General features: G+C 68.2%; 14 protein-coding genes. 1 reads left to right on the forward strand and 13 read right to left on the reverse strand.

Annotated features, from left to right (window positions below; translation table 11 throughout):
• Positions 1 to 262 (forward strand): IS3 family transposase (locus tag GAK38_RS21025; RefSeq protein WP_291774508.1); only part of this gene is annotated, 262 nt, incomplete at its 5' end.
• Between the two features lie 562 nt (positions 263 to 824).
• Here the strand turns inward: GAK38_RS21025 and GAK38_RS21030 are convergent.
• From GAK38_RS21030 to GAK38_RS21090, 13 genes are all read right to left on the reverse strand, one after another.
• Positions 825 to 2,105 carry an NtaA/DmoA family FMN-dependent monooxygenase gene (locus tag GAK38_RS21030; RefSeq protein WP_325346892.1) on the reverse strand — a complete coding sequence of 427 codons (1,281 nt, stop codon included), beginning with the start codon at positions 2,103 to 2,105 and terminating at the stop codon, positions 825 to 827.
• Between the two features lie 56 nt (positions 2,106 to 2,161).
• On the reverse strand, positions 2,162 to 3,562 hold the full coding sequence (locus GAK38_RS21035; protein ID WP_325346893.1) for an NtaA/DmoA family FMN-dependent monooxygenase: 1,401 nt from the start codon (positions 3,560 to 3,562) through the stop codon (positions 2,162 to 2,164).
• Positions 3,563 to 3,904: 342 nt separating this feature from the next.
• Positions 3,905 to 4,990, reverse strand: a complete 1,086-nt coding sequence (locus GAK38_RS21040) for an alkene reductase (RefSeq protein ID WP_325346894.1) — start codon at positions 4,988 to 4,990, stop codon at positions 3,905 to 3,907.
• 37 nt (positions 4,991 to 5,027) lie between these two features.
• The gene (locus GAK38_RS21045; protein WP_325346895.1) at positions 5,028 to 6,341 is read right to left on the reverse strand and encodes an NtaA/DmoA family FMN-dependent monooxygenase; all 1,314 of its coding nucleotides are present in this window, start codon (positions 6,339 to 6,341) and stop codon (positions 5,028 to 5,030) included.
• On the reverse strand, positions 6,338 to 6,760 hold the full coding sequence (locus tag GAK38_RS21050; protein WP_325346896.1) for a 4Fe-4S dicluster domain-containing protein: 423 nt from the start codon (positions 6,758 to 6,760) through the stop codon (positions 6,338 to 6,340). The genes GAK38_RS21045 and GAK38_RS21050 overlap by 4 nt, the downstream gene beginning before the upstream one ends.
• Positions 6,757 to 8,373 carry an FAD-dependent oxidoreductase gene (locus GAK38_RS21055; protein ID WP_325346897.1) on the reverse strand — a complete coding sequence of 539 codons (1,617 nt, stop codon included), beginning with the start codon at positions 8,371 to 8,373 and terminating at the stop codon, positions 6,757 to 6,759. Before GAK38_RS21055 ends, GAK38_RS21050 begins: the two co-directional genes overlap by 4 nt.
• The gene (locus tag GAK38_RS21060; RefSeq protein ID WP_325346898.1) at positions 8,366 to 9,079 is read right to left on the reverse strand and encodes a peroxiredoxin-like family protein; all 714 of its coding nucleotides are present in this window, start codon (positions 9,077 to 9,079) and stop codon (positions 8,366 to 8,368) included. The genes GAK38_RS21055 and GAK38_RS21060 overlap by 8 nt, the downstream gene beginning before the upstream one ends.
• 38 nt (positions 9,080 to 9,117) lie before the next feature.
• Entirely contained in the window at positions 9,118 to 11,232 is a 2,115-nt protein-coding gene (locus tag GAK38_RS21065; protein WP_325346899.1) for an ABC transporter ATP-binding protein, read from the reverse strand.
• Positions 11,233 to 11,267: 35 nt separating this feature from the next.
• Positions 11,268 to 12,110 carry an ABC transporter permease gene (locus GAK38_RS21070; RefSeq protein ID WP_325346900.1) on the reverse strand — a complete coding sequence of 281 codons (843 nt, stop codon included), beginning with the start codon at positions 12,108 to 12,110 and terminating at the stop codon, positions 11,268 to 11,270.
• A 107-nt stretch (positions 12,111 to 12,217) separates the two neighbouring features.
• Positions 12,218 to 13,135, reverse strand: coding sequence for an ABC transporter permease (locus GAK38_RS21075; RefSeq protein ID WP_325346901.1), 918 nt, complete (start codon positions 13,133 to 13,135; stop codon positions 12,218 to 12,220).
• Positions 13,132 to 14,754, reverse strand: a complete 1,623-nt coding sequence (locus GAK38_RS21080; protein WP_325346902.1) for an ABC transporter substrate-binding protein — start codon at positions 14,752 to 14,754, stop codon at positions 13,132 to 13,134. Before GAK38_RS21080 ends, GAK38_RS21075 begins: the two co-directional genes overlap by 4 nt.
• A gap of 77 nt (positions 14,755 to 14,831) precedes the next feature.
• Entirely contained in the window at positions 14,832 to 15,695 is an 864-nt protein-coding gene (locus tag GAK38_RS21085; protein WP_325346903.1) for a TauD/TfdA dioxygenase family protein, read from the reverse strand.
• A 73-nt stretch (positions 15,696 to 15,768) separates the two neighbouring features.
• A complete protein-coding gene (locus GAK38_RS21090; RefSeq protein ID WP_325346904.1) occupies positions 15,769 to 16,953 on the reverse strand; it encodes an NtaA/DmoA family FMN-dependent monooxygenase in 1,185 nt (394 codons plus the stop codon).
• Positions 16,954 to 17,049: the final 96 nt, after the last annotated feature.

Below are 17,049 nucleotides of genomic sequence, written 5' to 3' on the forward strand. Positions count from 1 at the left end.
GCGCGAGCACCGCGCCCTGTTGGAGCAATACGCTTTGATCGCCAGCATGAGTGCCAGAGGCAACTGCTACGACAACGCAGCAATGGAGAGTTGGAACCACAGTCTGAAGGTCGAGGCCATCCATGGTGAACACCTCGCCACACGGGAGCAGGCCAAGGCTCATGTGTTTGACTACATTGAGGTTGACTACAATCGGATCCGGCTGCACTCGACCCTGGGCTACCTCAGCCCAGAGCAGTACGAGCTGGCCAATGTCGCTTAGATAGGTGTCCGTAAATCAGGGGCAAGATCAGGATGATCGCCGCAACCACCAGGATGACCGCAATGGCGACTATTCCAGGACGGATGTGGTTCCTCGGGTTCGGGGCAGGTTTTGACATTTCCATTGGCGCGAATGTTCTGCCGCGTTGCTGACGACTGTGGCGATGTCCGACCAAGGTGTTGCCCCGGGGGATCACGTTGGCGGCCAAGGTGCAGGGCATTGCTGAGATGGGAAGATCGTAAGCGCTCTTGATGATGTTTTAAAATCATTATTTTTATAAATAAATATGCAAATTGCGCATTGTTTAATGTGGCATGCAGTGGAGCCGTCGCCGGATCGGATGGCCGGAGCGATCCCGACCGTGGAAAGTGGCTCGGGCCCTGGCTAGTGTGAAGGGGCGTCGGCATGGCCGCCCAGCCCTGCGCAGTGTGCTGATGGCGGCAGGCAAGTCGAGGCCGGGAGGCGGCTCGCGGTTTTGGTCATCGGCGTGGGTGCCAGGGTAGGTGGCGGCGGCCTCACGACGATCACCGGCCTCGTTGCCGGCAGATGCTGGCCGGCTGGTTCAGATGCCGTCGAGGGCAGCCTTCGATGCTGCAGTGAGACTGTCGCGCAAGGTCGGGTGCTCGTAGTCGGTGTGGAATAGGCCCCGAGCTTGCAGTTCGGGTACGAGCGCGCTGGTGATCCAGTCGAAGCCCTCCGGCTGATACGGGGCGGACAGTGTGTAGCCGTCGGCGCCGAGGTCCTCGAAACGGTCCTGCAGTGCATCTGCGACCTGCTCCACGCTACCGACGACACTCCAGCCACCGCCACCGCGTACATTGACGAGGATCAGCTGGCGGATGGTGAGTCGCTGGTCCACCGCCAGCGGCCGAAAGTTGTCGATGTGCGACTGCACCCGGTTGGTGCTCGTAGCGGTCGGGTAGTAGTCCGTCGGTATCGGCTCATCGAGGTCGAACCCGGATAGGTCGAGATCGCCGAGCATCCACTGCAGTGAGCGGCGGCCGGCCTCGAAATCGATCAGGTCGTTTAGGTCTGCCTCCATCGCCCTCGCCTCGGACTCGGTCGCACCGATGATCGGCGAAACGCTCGGCACGATCTTGACCGCGCTCGGCTGGCGGCCCGCAGCAGCGGCACGATCGCGAATGTCGGCCCGGAATGCCTGCGCGCGTGCGAGCGACGACGCACCGGTGTAGATCAGGTCCGCATACCGGGCTCCGAGCGAACGGCCGATGTCGGAGGAGCCGGCCTGTGCGATCACCGGTCTGCCCTGTGGTCCGGCGGGTAGGTTGAGTGGCCCCCTGATCTTGAAGAAACGTCCGTCGAACGACTCGGCGGCTACATGCCGTGGATCGCCCCAGGTCCCGGTGCGTCGATCGCGGACCAGCGCGCCGTCCGCCCAACTGCGCCAAAACAGCTCGACGGCCTGCAGAAACTCCTCGGCGCGGGCGTAGCGCAGGTCGTGCTCGAGCAACTCGTCCGGGCCATAGTGCTCGGCCCCGCCGAACGATGTCACGACGTTCCAGCCGGCTCGCCCGCCCGACAGATGGTCCAGCGAGGCCAACTGTCGTGCGATGTTGAACGGCTCGAAGAACGTCGTCGAGAGCGATGGGATCAGTCCGATACGCTCGGTCACCCCGACGAGTGAGGTGACCAGCGTGAGCGATTCGAGGATGCGGAACGGGTTGTGCAGGAACCGGTCAGCCTCGTGTGTTGGCCCGTCGGCAACGAACAGATAATCGAGTTTGGCCGCCTCGGCCTGTTGCGCGATGCGGCGATAGATCGCGTAGTCGTAGATGCGTTCGGCGTGGCTGCTGGGGCGTCGCCAGGCGGCGTGTCCGGGCACGGGGTTGATGTGTGTGCCGAGTACAAGGCGATCCGGCCGGCGCGATCGTGGCCGGCTCATCTGACTGGCCCCAAGCCGAGGCGGCTGCGGAAGTCGACAGATCCGGTTTCCGGCTCTCGGATGAGACCCCGATCGCGCAGGATCGGTACCACCGACCGGCCGAACTCTTCGAACGAGCCCGGGAAGTGCGTTGGGGTGATGATGAAGCCATCGACCGACTCGGAGTCGCAGAACTCCTGGAGTTGGTCGGCCACGGTCCGAGGGCTGCCAACCACCCATGCTGTGGACGAACTGCGGGCGATCTGGGTGGCCACGTACCGGAATGTTGCCTTGGCTTCCGGCACCTCTTGTGCCACCCGCCGAATGCGCTTGGGCAGCGCTTCCAGGTCGCCGGCGACCGCCACCAGCGGAACATCCAGGTTCTCGGGGACGGCGATCCCCAGGTTGCGCGCCAGCCGGCGGGCTGCACGGAGCGGCTCGATTCGGTCGGTCAGATAACGCGACCGTGCCTGTGCGATTTCATCGGTCTCGCCGATGACCGGGATGATCGCCGCAAGCAGCCGGATCGCGTCCGGCCCGCGGCCGAGTCGTCCGGCACGGAGCCGGACATCGTCGCGCAGCGACTTCAGGTTCTCGGCCGTGTTCTGGATTGAAAATACGAACTCGGCCCACCGGGCCGCAAAGTCCCGGCCGCGCTCCGACTCCCCCGCCTGGATGAACACCGGCCGGCCACCACCCGGCGCCCGCGGCAAGGTCAAGGTGCCGCTCAGTGCGACACCGCCCGCGTCGTAGTGGACCTCGGTCACCCTGCGGGGGTCGGCGAACACGCCGGACTCCTTGTCTGCGACCAACGCATCCGGCTGCCACGATTGCCACAACTGCGACGCGGCTTCGACGACATGGTCCGCGCGGTCATAGCGAGAATCGTGTTCCGGCAACTGCGGCGAGCCGAAGCTTCGTGCGTTGTCGTCACCGCCCGAGGTGATGATGTTCCACGCCACCCGACCGCCGCTGAAGTGGTTGAGCGACCCGAACAACCGGGCGATGTGGTAGGGCTCCCAGAAGGTCGTCGACAGCGTCACGCCGACGGCGAGCGTGCGCGTTACATCAGTGATCGCCTGCGCCAGGATCGTCGGATCGGGCCGGATCGTGCCGAGCTCTCCTGCCTCCAGGCCGCGCGCCAGGCTGCCGTCGTCGCCCCGTGGGGCCGCCAGCGACTCGGGGATGAACGCCAGATCGAACCCCGAGGACTCCAGGAATCGCGCCAGCCGCTGATAGATGCCCTTGCCCGCGAAGTCCGTCTCGGAGTACGGATGCCGCCACACCTCCGTGTAATGGCTGTTCGGTACGAGATAGTAGGCGCCGAGGATGATCCGGCGATCATCTCGAGAGTGGTTTTTTGATGGTAATGACATAGTCTGCTTCGCTTCAATTCGCCGACGCTGCGGCTTGGACACCGGCCAGGTCCAGTTGGCTGAGGTGGGTTTCGAAGTGCAGTTCGGCGTTCTGGAACAGGCTGTAACCTGTCGTCTGCTTCTGAAACTTCTCGAGAACTGGGCATCGAACGAGGCACTGCTTCGTGATGGGCCACCGTGCCGATCCAGCGCTGATCATTCACCGCCCCTGGGGAGCGACGATTTCGCTCTGTTCGCAGCGCCGTGGCGTATCCAATGAATTCCACCATCATGAAGAATCTCCTGGACGGATCCGTACTGAGATGATCAGATCGTAGGGAATCCTGGAAAATGTTTGAAGTTTATTATTTCTATAAACAAATATGCTGTCAAAGCATTTTTATCTCATGTGCGTGCCAATGGCTCCACCCACGCCGGATAGTCGATATAGCCTAGGTCGCCGCCCTTGTGGAACGTGGCCGGATCCGGAGTGTTGAAGGGGGCGCCCAGGCGCAACCGTTCCGCCAGATCCGGGTTCGCGATGTAGAGGCGGCCGAACGAGATGAAGTCCGCCCGGTCTTCCTCCAGCGCGCGGATCGCGCTCTCGCGCGTGAAGCCGCCGTTGAGGATCAGCGTGCCCTGGAAAATATGGCGCAGCGCGGGCCCCAGCCGGGAGGCGGGTGGCGTCGCGTCAGGCTCGATCAGGTGCAAGTAGGCGATGCCGCGCCGTTGCAGTTCGCTGGCGACATGGCCGAAGAGCGCTGCCGGGTCGGAGTCGCCGGTGCCGTCGCCCGTGGCATGAGGAGAGATGCGCACGCCGATGCGCGACGTCCCCAGTACCGGGATCAGGGTATCAACGATCTCGAACAGGAAGCGTGCCCGCTTCTCGACGCTGCCGCCGTAGGCATCGCTGCGCTGGTTGCTGGCGTCGCGTAGGAACTGGTCGATCAGGTAGCCGTTGGCTGCGTGGACTTCTACGCCGTCGAACCCGGCCGCATGGGAAAACACGGCCGCCTGCCGGAATTCGCGCACGATGCCTGCTATCGCCTCCGCGGCGAGGATGCGTGGCACGGGGAAGGGCTGCGGCCCTGTGGGCGTCGCAACGCTTCCGTGCGCCGCGATGGCCGAGGGGGCGACAGGCAGCACCCCGTCGGGCAGCCGCGAAGGATGCGCCTTGCGCCCGAGGTGGAACAGCTGCTGGAAGATGCGCCCTCCGGCCGCATGGACCGACTGCGTCACGCGCAGCCAAGCTTGCGACTGGCCCGTCGTGTGGATGGCCGAGCCACCGGGGCGGCTGACGCTGAAGAGGGACACATGCGTGGCCTCCGACACGATCAGCCCGGCCGTGGCGCGCTGGGCGTAGTAGGTGGCGACGCGGGACAGCGGTTCGCGCCCCGGCTCGCTCGAACGGGCGCGGCCCAGCGGGGCCATCACGATGCGGTTGGGCGTGGTCAGCAGGCCGATGCGGCCGGGGGTGAAAAGGCGGGACATGGGTGGGGATGCGTGAAGGTCCGCGAGGGCCGGGCGCTCAGCGCAGCCCGAGGTTGCCTCTGAAACTGCTGCTTTCGTATTCCAGGCGGAACCGGCCGCGTCGCTGCAACTCGGGCACCAGCCCTTCGACGATGTTGTGCAGACCGCTGGGAAACGTATCGACGTTGAAGTTGAAACCGTCCGCGCCGTCGCCATCGATCCAGTCGATGATGTCGTCGGCGACCTGTTCCGGCGTGCCGATGACGATTCGGTGACCTCCGGTGACGTATTCGACCAGGACATCACGGGTCGTCAGATTGCGCCGCTGTGCGTCTTTGACCAGCTTTTCCCGTCGCCGAACGGGGGTCAGCATGTCGGCGCCGTTCAGGTCGATGCTGTCGTAGGGCAGGGGCTTCGAGAGGTCCAGCAGGCCGGACGCGATTCCGAGCATCGTCGCGAGAGCGCCCTTGGCGTGCTCCAGGTCCAGTTGGTCATCGAGGTCCCGCTTGCGCCGCAGGGCCTGCGCCTCAGTCGCGCCGAGGATGGGATAGAGCCCGGGGAAGATCAGCAGGCCGGCGGGGTTTCGGCCGTAGCCGGCGGCCGCCTGCTTCACATCGCGGTAGAAGCCTTGGGCGTCGGGCAGGTTCCAGTGGCTGGTGAAAAGCGCGTCCGCCCACCGGGAGCCGAAGCGCTTGCTTGATTCAGAAGCTCCGGCCTGCACGATCACCGGGCGTTCGGCGTAACCGCCTGGGATGCCCAGCGTGCCGTGCGAGGAGAAGTATGTGCCTGTGAAATCGATCGGACGCAGGCGCGCCGCATCCACGTAGACGGTGCGTTCGATGTCGGCGACGATGGCTTCGACCGGGAGAGAGCCCCATAGGCCGGTGACGATGGAGACGAACTCCTCGGCCTTGGCGTACTTCTCGTCCTGGGTCAACTCGGCGGTCGTGCCGAAGATAGTCTGGGCGAAGTCGTGCTGGCTGGTCACGATGTTCCAGGCCGCGCGGCCTTTGCTCACGTGGTCCAGGCTGGCGATTTCCCGGGCCAGCAGGGCGGGGGAGCCGTAGAGCGCGTTAACGGTGGACACCAGCCCGATATGCCGGGTGTGCGCGGCGAGGTGGGCCAGCAGGATGCTGGGCGCGATGGCACGCCAGGGCCGCTTGTAGGCTTCCGGCGTGAGGCCGCCGAGGTTGTCGGCCATGAAGATGCCGTCGAGCCGGCCCTGTTCCGCGAGTTGTGCGATCGCGACGAACCTGTCGATGTCCAGCGAGAGGCGGTCCGGCTGGTCCAGCGTCTTCCAGGAAGCGTTGTGGCGGCCTGACGCCAGCAGGTTGATGGCGAGTCGGATTGGCTTCGGTTGTCGTTCGCTCATGATGGAATTCCTTCGTCAGGCCAGGGGCGCGATGGGGTGGCAGAGAGGGAAGGGGCACGGGCCGCCTGCCGGGCCTGCTGGTCGGCCTGGCCGCGGGCGAACACCTCGCCCATGCGCCAGTGCTGGTTGGGATAGCGCGGGTCGTCTTGCCATTCGTCCCAGCCGGAGTCGCGCCGGTAGACGCCCAGCAGGCCGCTGGCGCGCACGGCGTCCTCGTCCACGGGCACGAGGCGGTCCACTGTGGGTTCGACGTAGAGGGCGTCGGCCTGGCAATACAACTCGCAGGCGAAGCAGGTCTGGCAGTCCTCGGGGCGCGCGATCACGGGCACGGCCGGCCCCGGATCGAAGACGTTGCGCGGGCAGACCGCGATGCAGCGCTGGCAGGCGGTGCAGCGGTCCGAAAGGAGCAGGGCGATCATGGCGTGGCCGTCGTGAGGGGGTGGATGGGTTGCGCGGGGCCGGTGCCCGCCGGCTCGGCGCGGTGCCAGATCCGGTCCAGCCCGCCGGTCACGATCCGGTGCGCCCAGGCCGGGTCGCTGGCGGGCGCGTCCACCCGCCGGTGCATGCCGCGGCTCTCCGGGCGCAGGAAGGCCGAATGCACGCTCCAGCGCGCGGTGGCCACCAAGGCTGCGGTCTCGCGCAGGCGCAGCCGCTGCACGGGGTCGGCCGGCGCAGGGGCGCAGCCGCCGGCGGAGATGGCGCGCCAGACGCCGTCGAGCGCCGTCACCGACTCGCCCAGGCCGTTGGCGCTGCGGAAGATGTTGCGGTCGTAGTCCAGCGTAGCTCGCTGCACGGTGGCGACGGCGGCGGTCCGGTCCCAGCCGCTCGCGCCGGCGTGCAGACCGGCCTGCCCGGCCGGCCGCGCGGGGCCGTCGGCGCGCCGGCCGTCGCGCCTCGCGCGCGCGGCAGCGGCCTGTCCCGACCAGAGCCCGGAAGACAGCGCCCAGGCCGAGTTGATCGCGCCCCCGCCCGAGATGGCGCCGGCCACCCGCTCGCGCGAGGCCGCGTCGCCGGCCGCGAACAGGTTGGGCACGCTGGTCTCGCAGCCCTCGCCGGCCACGCGCAGGCCCCCGATGCCGCGCACCGTGCCTGCGCCGCGCAGCGTGACCGGAAAGCGGTCGCGGAACGGGTCGACGCCGGCGCGCGTGAACGCGATCAGCACGTTGGGTGAAATGGTCGGCAGCAGTTCGCGCAGGTCCTGCGGCATCCGTTCGAGCGTGCAGGCCACCGGGCCGTCCAGCAGCGCCCGCGCCAGCGCGGCCGTGGCGCCGGGGCCGAAGGGGATGTCGAGCTCGCGCCCGTCCGCATCGAAATAGCGGGCGAACGCATAGGACATGGAGCGCGTCATCGACGACCAGGCCGGCGCCACCGTGTAGTAGTTGGTGAACTCCATGCCCGAGAGCTCGGCCCCGGCCTCGGCGGCCATCAGGTAGCCGTCGCCGGTGTTGTTGTCGGCGCCGAGCAGCTTCGAGAGAAAGGCGCAGCCACCGGCTGCGATGACGGTGGCCCCTGCACGTATCTCCCAGGGTATGCCGCTACCACGCAGGTGCAGTCCGCACGCGCCGGCAATACTGCCATCGCCGTGGCGCAGAAGCTCGGTGGCGGGGTGGTGGTCGAGCACCCGCACGCCGGCCGCGTTCACCAGCGTGCGCAACGCGCGCAGGTACTCGGGGCCGCGCAGCGCCCGGTACTGCACGACGCCCTTGGCATCGACGCCGAAGGCATAGTGCGGCGCGATCGTCGGCAGATGGCGCCAAGTGGTGTCCAGCACGCGCTCCATCCAGCGCGCCTCGGCCAGCCCCTCGCCGGCCGCGAGCCGCTGGGCGATGGCCTGCTCGCGCGCCTGCGGCGGCACCCACCAATGGCCGGGCCCGGCCGACGCCGTCACGCCACTGGTGCCGCAGTAGCCTTTTTCCACCAGCACGACCTGAGCACCCGCGCGCGCGGCGCCCAGGGCCGCCCAGGCGCCGGCCATGCCGCCGCCGATGACCAGCACGTCGGCTTGCAGCGTGTCCGCCGTGGTTTCAGGCATGGTGTTCCTGCACCGGCAGCGCATCGACCGCGGCCAGGATGGTGTCGGCCTCGGTGCGCAGCAGCCAGTCCGGATGCACATCGGCGAAATGCACCGTGCCGTCGATGCCGATGACAACGGCTGTCGGCTGCGGCAGTTCCCAGGTCCCGGTGCCGGTCACGTCGCCGATGAAATGGCCGCGCGCCTGCGCGGCCTGCCGGGCGGCCTCGTCGGGCGCGTAGAGGATGCCGAAGCGCTGCCCCAGCGCGTTGTCGCGGTCGGTGGCGACGAAAAATTCGAGCCGGTGGCGGCGCTTGATGTCGACCAGCCGCTCGGGCAGCTGCGGGCTCAGCGCCAGCAGCGTCGCCCCGCGCTCGCGCAGGCCGGGCAGCAGGTTGCGCTGGTAGTAGGGCAGCGCGAGGTTGCAGGCCGGGCAGCCCGCGAAGCGGAAGAAGACCAGCACCAGCGGCCCGCGCTCCAGCAGCGCCGCGAGCGTCAGGCGTTCGCCATCCACTTCCTCCACCTCGAACGGCGCGACCTGGTCGCCGGCTTTCACCCAGTCCTCGGGCCGGGCGTTCTCGACGAGCGTGCGGCGCTGCGCGATGTTGGCCTGCACGCTCGACGGCTCCTGATGCTGCTCGCGCCACGCATGCAGTTGGCGGAAGATGGCGTGCAGGGATTCGGGTTGCCCGGGTGTGGGGACGTAGGTGCAGCTGTTGCTGCTCATGGCTGGGATTTCTCCTGATTGTCGATGGTTGTGCGGGATCAGCGCGGAAAGTGGCAGGCCACCCAGCGCTGCGCTGTGATGGGCGCGAGCGCCGGGGCCTCGCTGCGGCAGCGGTCGGTGGCCGCGGGGCAGCGGGGATGGAAGTGGCAGCCCGCAGGCGGCGCCGTGGGGGAGGGCAGTTCGCCCACCGGCGCCACGGCCGCCCGGCGCCGCTGCGGGTCCTGCGACGGGATCGCCGAGAGCAGCGCCTGCGTGTAGTGGTGCGCGGGGCGGCGGAACAGCTCGTCCGACGGCGCGACCTCGACCAGCCGGCCGAGGTACATCACGCCGATGCGGTGCGACAGATGCCGCACCACGTTCAGGCCGTGGCCGATGAACAGCGTGGTCAGCGCCAGTCGGTCGCGCAGTTCGGCGAACAGGTTGATGATCTGCGCCTGCACCGACAGGTCCAGCGCCGAGACGGCTTCGTCGGCCAGCACGAAGCTCGGCTCCAGCGCGATGGCCCGCGCGATGCCGATGCGCTGGCGCTGCCCGCCCGAGAACTCGTGCACGTGCTGGTGGCGCGCCGCCGGGTTCAGCCCGACCTGGCCCAGCAGTTCCACGACCCGGTCGTGCAGGACGTCGCGGCTGCGCTCGCCCTGGGCGACCAGCGGCTCGGCGATCACGTCGCCCACCGTCCAGCGCGGGTCGATCGCGCTGTAGGGGTCCTGGAAGATCATCTGCATCTCGCGCCGCACCTGCCGGCGCGCGGCGCCGCGCAGCGCGTGCAGCGGGCGGCCCGCGAACCGCACTTCGCCGCGCGTGGGCGTCTCCAACTGCATCAGCAGGCGCCCTAGCGTGCTCTTTCCGCAGCCCGATTCGCCGACCAGCCCGAAGGTCTCGCCGCGCCGGATGGCGAGGGAGACATCGTCGAGCGCGCGCACCGGCGCGCCGCGGGAGAACGGGCCCCGGCCCGTGGCGAAATGCTTGCTCAGCCGCACGGTCTCGACGAGCGTTCCGCCCTCGGCCACGGCCGTGCCCAGGGTGCCCGGCGCCGGCCGGGCGGATGCCTCCTCCTTCTCCTCCTGCGCCGGCGCGCGCACCGGCAGCGGCACGACCGTGGGGGCCGGGTCCGGCGCGAAGGCATGCCAGCAGGCGACGGCGTGGCTGCCGTGCGCCGCCACATCCTCCAGCGGCGGCGACTCGGCGCCGCAGCGGGCATCGGCGAGTGCGCAGCGCGGGTGGAAGCGGCAGCCGCCCGGCAGGGCGTCGAGCCGCGGAATGGAGCCGGGGATCGCCGCCAGCCGGCTGCCGCGCACGCTGTCCAGCGGCACCGCGGACCGCAGCAGGCACCGCGTGTACGGGTGGCCAGGCCGGCGCAACAGGACATCGGCCGCCGCCTGCTCCACCACGCGCCCGGCATACATCACGACCACGCGGTCGGCGACCTCGGCGGCCACGCCCAGGTCGTGGGTGATGAGCAGGACGGCCATGCCGTCGGCCTGCTGCAATTCCTTGAGCAGCGCCAGGATCTGCGCCTGGATGGTCACGTCCAGCGCCGTGGTCGGCTCGTCGGCGATCAGCAGCTCGGGGCCGCAGGCCAGGGCCATTGCGATCATCGCCCGCTGCCGCATGCCGCCCGAGAGCTGCTGCGGGATCTGCCGCATGCGCAGCCGCGCCTCGGGGATGTGGACCCGTTCGAGCAACTGCACGCCGCGCTCGAAGGCCGCGCGGCGGCTGACCTTCTCGTGCCGCAGGATGGTCTCCACGATCTGGTCGCCGATCGTGAACACCGGGTCGAAGGCCGTCATCGGCTCCTGGAACACCATCGCGATGCGCTGGCCCCGCAGGCGGTCCAGTTCCGCGCGCGGCAGGCCCACGAGGCTCCTGCCATCGAACAGGATGTCGCCGCGCACAATGCGCGCGCGGCGGTGCTCGTCGAGCCGCAGGATGGAGAGTGCCGTCACCGTCTTGCCGCTGCCCGATTCGCCGACCAGGCAGACCGTCTCGCCGCGCCGGATGCCGAGGGTGGCATGGTCCACCGCGTCGAGCGGGCGCTCGTCGGTGCCGAAGCGCACCGCGAGCCCATCGACGCGCAGCAGGGGCGCGGCAGCCGGACTCTCGCGAAGGATACTCTCCCAGTCACCATACTGAAGCGGCTGAAGAACGCGCATTTCAGGCATATACCCCCTGTGTTGTGCGTACAGAGTCATTTCAGCCTCTGCCGTGGATCGAGTCGCCGGCGCAACGCGTCGCCCAGCAGGTTGACTGCGATCACCAGGGCGGTGATCGCCAGCCCCGGAAAGGTGACGATCCACCACGCGACGGTCAGGTAGCCGCGCCCCTGCGTCAGCAGGTAGCCCCAGTCCGGGCTCTCGTCGTTCACGCCCAGGCCCAGGAAGCTCAGCGACGAGCCGGCGAGGATGGCGCCGCCGATGCCCAGCGTCGCCATCACGAGGATCGGCGCCACGCAGTGCGGCAGGATGTGGCCGCGCAGGATGGCGAAGTGCGATGCGCCCGCCGTGCGCGCGGCCTCCACGAAGGCGCGGTGGCGGATCGTGAGGGCCTGCCCCCGCAGCACCCGCGTGTACCGTGGCACCGAGGCGATGCTGATGGCGAGCACGGTGTTGAGCAGGCTCGGCGGCAGGGCGGTCGCCAGCGCGATGGCAAGCAGCAGGTTCGGGATCGCCATCCAGACGTCGATGAAGCGCATCGCGAGCGCGTCGAACCAGCCGCCCGCATAGCCCGCGAGGATGCCCAGCGACACCCCGCAGGCGCAGCCGACCAGCACGGCCGCCAGCCCGATCAGCAGCGATTGGCGCGCGCCATGCACCACCAGCGAGAACACGTCGCGCCCGAACTGGTCGGTGCCGAACCAGTGCGCGGCGCCGGGGGCTTTCAGCACGGCGTCGCCATGCATCTCCGTGGGGGAATACAGCGCGATCCAGCCCGGTGCCAGCGCGCAGGCCGCCACCGCGGCGAGCACGGCGAACGACAGCCACACCAGCACCTCGCCCAGACGCCAGGCCCGGCGCTTCTTCCGCGCGCTCACCGCCGGCGTGCTGGCGGCGGGCGGCTGCCCCCCAGTATCCGGAGACGGCGCGGCAGGCGTCGCGGTCGCGCGGCGGGAAGGCGAGAGGAGCATGGCCATCTCCCGCTTCATTTCCGCACCCGCGGGTCGATCAGCGTGTACGACAGGTCCACCAGCAGGTTCACGACGACGAAGCCCACCGCGGCGACCAGGATCGTGCCCTGCACCACGGGGATGTCCTTCTGCCCGATGGCCTCGACGGTGATGCGGCCGATGCCCTGCCGGGCGTAGAGCGTCTCGATGATCACCGCGCCCGACAGCAGTTCGCCCACCACCAGCCCGAGCAGCGTCACCGTCGGGATCAGCGCGTTGCGCAGCACGTGCACGTAGAAGATGCGCGCCTCGCCCAAGCCCTTGGCGCGCAGCGTGGTCACGTAGGGCTCGTGCAGCCCTTCGAGCATGCCGTCGCGCACCATGCGCATGATCGGCACCGACACCACGAGGCCGAGCGCACTCACCGGCAGCACCATCGCGGCGGGCGAACGGCCGATCACCGGCAGCCAGCCCAGCGTGACGGAGAACAGCAGGATCAGCAGGATGCCGAGCCAGAAGCTCGGCATCGAATGCAGTCCGAGCGCGACCGCCTGCACCGCCTGGTCGATCCAGCCGCCGGCATGGCGCGCCGACAGCACGCCCAGTCCCACGCCCACTGCCACCGCGACGGCGCAGCCGAGCACGGTGAGCTTCAGCGTCGCCGGGAACTGCGCCGCCAGCCGCTTGGCCACCGGCTCGCGCGTCACGTAGCTCTGTCCCAGGTCGCCGCGCAGCAGCCCGCCGATGTAGCGGACATAGCGCGTGCCGAGCGGCTGAGCCGTGCCGAGCTGCGCCCGCACCTGCGCGACGGTCTCCTCGCTCGCGTCCTCCCCGGCGATCAATTCGGCCGGATCGCCCGGCAGCCAGTTCAGGATCAGGAACACCAGCGTGACCGCGCCGAACACCACGCCCAGCGAACCCAGCAGCCGCTCGATGACGCTCGCACTCCTCATCGCTGCGGCTCCAGCCAGGCTTCATGGAATTGCGGGAAGCCCGCCGTGTCGATCCTCACGTCGTGGACGCGCCGGGGCGTCGTCACCGTGTAGAGCAGCACATAGGTCGGGATCGTGCAGACCGCGTCGATGATGTGGTGCTGCGCGCGGGCATACAGCGCCAGCCGTTCGGCCGGATCGGTCCGCTGCGAGGCGGTGCGCAGCCAGCCTGTCAGTTCCGCATCGTCGATCCGCGCGTAGCTGCTGTCGGGCGTGTAGAGCGTGCGCAGCACGTCGGGGTCGGTGGTGAACTGGCTGCCGGCCGCCAGATCGAAGTCGCCGTTGCGGATTTTTTCCAGGTAGTTGCCGCCCGGCTGGCTTTCGATGCGCAGGTCGATGCCCACCTCCTTCAACTGCCGCCGGAACACGGTCAGCAGGTCGATCCGCTTCTCGCGGTTGCCCTGCCCGTCGAGGCAGACCACCGTCAGGCGCTTGCCGTCCTTGACGCGGATGCCGTCCGGCCCCGGCTTCCAGCCCAATTCTTCCAGCGCCCGGCCGGCCGCTGCGCGGTCCGGCCCCCAGGTGTTCTCCAGCGTCCTGTCGTAGGCGAACAGGCCCGGGGACAGCGGCGACCAGGCCCGCGTCGCCGTGCCGAGGTAGATGGTCTTGATGGCCGCGTCGACGTCCAGCCCCGCGCGGAACGCGCGCCGCGCGCGCACGTCGTCCCAGGGCGGGCGCCGGGTGTTGAGGCGCAGCGTGTAGTTGTGGTTGAGCAGCTCGCCTTCGACCACCCGGACGTCCGGGTCGTTGCGGATGTTCACGAGGTTCTGCGGCGGAATCAGGTCCGCCGCCTGCGCCTCGCCGCTCTGGAGCACGGCCACCCGCGTGGCCTCTTCGGGCACGCTCTTGAAGGTCAGCTTCTCCAGGAATGCCGGGCCGGGATGCTGGCTGCCCTCGGGCGCCCAGCGGTAGGCGTCGAAGCGTTCCAGCTGGATTTCAGTGCCAGAAACGACGCGCGCCAGCCTGAACGGCCCGCTGCCTACGGGGTGCGCCCCCAGCTGGCTCCCGTACTGTGCGATGGCGGCGGGCGAGGCGATGCCGAAGTGCGTCTTCGAGAGCTGCGCCAGCAGCGGCGCGTAGGGCTGCTCGAAGTCCAGGCGTACGCTGAATTCATCCAGCACCACCGCCTGCTTGAAGCCGAGGAATTCCTTGGCGGAGCCCAGGGCATTCTTCGGGTCGAAGATGCGGTCGAAATTGGCCTTGACCGCCGCCGCATCGAAGCGCGTACCGTCGTGGAACGTCACGTCCTGGCGCAGCCGGAAGGTGGTCGAGCGGCCGTCGGGCGAGGTCTCCCAGGCCGTGGCGAGCCAGGGGCCAAAGCGGTGGCCCGGCAGCGCGACCACGAGGCTGTCGTAGATCGAACGCAGGATGCGGCTGGTCGGCGCATAGGAGGGCTGCAGGTGCGGATCGAGCGGAAACGACGATGCGGCCGCTCCGTCGAAGGCGAAGACGAGTTCGCCGCCGGCTGCCGGCTCGGAAGAAGCCGCGGTGGACGAGGAAGAAGACGGGCCTGTTTCCTTGCCGCAGCCGGCGAGCAGTGCGAGAGCGAGGGTGAGGCAGAGACAGGCAGCGCGCTTCATGTGGGGGAAGGAAGGTCAGCGAACGGAGAGAAAAACCGAAAGCCCGGTCGATGCCTGTGCGCATCGGCGGCGCCGGATCAGTAATGCGCGGGCGCGTCGAAGTCCTCGATCAGCACCCGTTCGAGCAGACGGGGGTAATCGCCGTAGTTCGTCACCGGGTAGTGCAGACCCGCGCGGTTGTCCCAGAACGCGAGTGCATGCTTGCTCCACTTGAAACGCACATGGAACTCGGGCCGCGAATAGGCCCGCTCCAGCTCGGTCACCAGGGCTGCGCTGTCTGCACGGTCCCAGCCGATCACGCTGGGATATTGCGAGAAGTTGAGCCACAGAATCTTTTCGCCGGTCTCGGGGTGCGTGCGGACCAGCGGGTGGGCGACGATCGGATAGTCCAGATTCACCCGCTTGAGGGCGCTCTGGAAATCGTGCACCACGTACAGGTCGGCGATCTTCTCCTTCAGCTCGTCGTTCAGGCTCTCGTAGACCGCATGGCCATCAGCCCAGATCGTATCGCCGCCCAGCGGCGGAATGTCCACCTCGCGCAGCAAGGCGCCCCAGGCGGGATGGACGAGCCAGCTGGTATCGGTATGCCAGCGTCCGGCCGTGGCCTTGTAGAGCTTGCGTTGCTCGACGGCGGAGATACGGTGCGAATCGGCCGTGCCGGGGTCGAACCGCTTGGTCTCGTCGCGGGTCGAGGGGTGCGGATAGATCTTGCCGAACTGGCGCGCGAAAGCGATCTGCTGGTCGTGGTTGATGGGCTGGTCGCGGAAGAAGAGCACGCGGTGCTTGAGCAGCAGCGCCTTGATCTCATCGCGCTGCGTGATCGACAGCGGCTGGCGCAGGTCGATCCCGCTGATTTCCGCGCCGATGGTGGGCTCCACCGGTTTGACGCTGAGCGATCGGATATTGGGGGCGCGATTTTCTTCTATTGCATCGACGGACATCGTTCAATCTCCAGACTCTGGTGAACATCCCGCTCCGGAGAGCCGGAGGGGACTGAATGGCTCGGGTAGATATTCAGGCGGTGAGGGTGGGTTGGCGAGCCGCGGTGTAGCGATTCTGCGGAACTGCGAGGCCCAGGTGGCCCCGTAGCGTGCTGCCTTCGTACTCCGTGCGGAACAAGCCGCGCCGTTGGAGCAGGGGAACGACCTCGCTGATGAGCAGTGCACTGCCACTGCCCTCGCTGGCGCCAAGATGCAGGTTGAGGCCGTCCAGTGCCCCTTCCTTGAACCAGCGCTCGATCTCGTTGGCCACCGTTTCCGCAGCGCCGACGAAGGGCGTGCGGCGTGTAGTGAAACGTTCGGCCGCCTGTCGCAGCGTCAGCCGCTCGTCTCGTGCAATCTTCTTGATGCGCTCGGCCGCACTGCGGTACCCGTTGCTGCCACGGTCACCCAGGTCGGGGAACGGCTCGTCCAGCGCGTGCCGGCTGAAGTCGTAATAGTTGAAAGGCCTGCCCAACTGGACCAGCGCCTTGTCGAGATCGATCTTTCCACGGCGCTGCTGTTCGATGCGTCTGGCATCCTCGTCCGTGCCTGCAATGATCGGCGATGCTCCGAGCAGAATCTGAAGATGCTCGGGCTGCCGCCCCAGGGCGGCAGCCCGCCCCTTGACGTCGCCGTAGTACTCCTGGGCCTCCTCGAAGGTTTCCGCGCCCGCGAATACTGCGTCTGCGGCGCTTGCGGCCAACTGGCGGCCGTCATCGGACGCGCCGGCCTGGAAGATCACCGGATGCCCCTGCCGTGAGCGCGAAATGTTCAGAGGCCCGGCCACGGAAAAAAACTCGCCCTTGTGATCCAGCCGATGCTGCCGGGTTTTGTCGAGGAAGATGCCGCTGGCCTTGTCCCTGGGAAAGGCATCGTCCTCATAGGAGTCCCACAGTGCACGCACTACCTGCAGGTGCTCTCTGGCACGCCGGTACCGCACCGGATGGGGAATGTGCTCTTCACGCCCATAGTTTCCCGCGGCGCCTTCCAGACCGGTCGTTACCACGTTCCAGCCGGCGCGGCCGCCGCTGATGAGGTCCAGCGATGCGAACGCGCGTGCGACGTTGAACGGTTCGTTGTAGGACGTGGTCAGCGTGCCGACCAGCCCGATGCGTGAGGTGGATACCGCCAACGCCGACAGCAGGGTCAGCGGTTCCAGCCGGTTCAGGTAGTGGGGCGCCGAATCCGGAGCCTGTCCGAAATTTTGTGTGTGAGGCATAGCATGTCAATGAGGAGCATGTATGCCGACGAGCAAGACGAAAACGAAGAACGCAGCGATAGCCGCCCGAACGGCGGCGTTGCCCACGATCCCCAA

This window comes from Xylophilus sp., from assembly GCA_009914555.1.
Lineage (GTDB): Bacteria > Pseudomonadota > Gammaproteobacteria > Burkholderiales > Burkholderiaceae_C > WNDY01.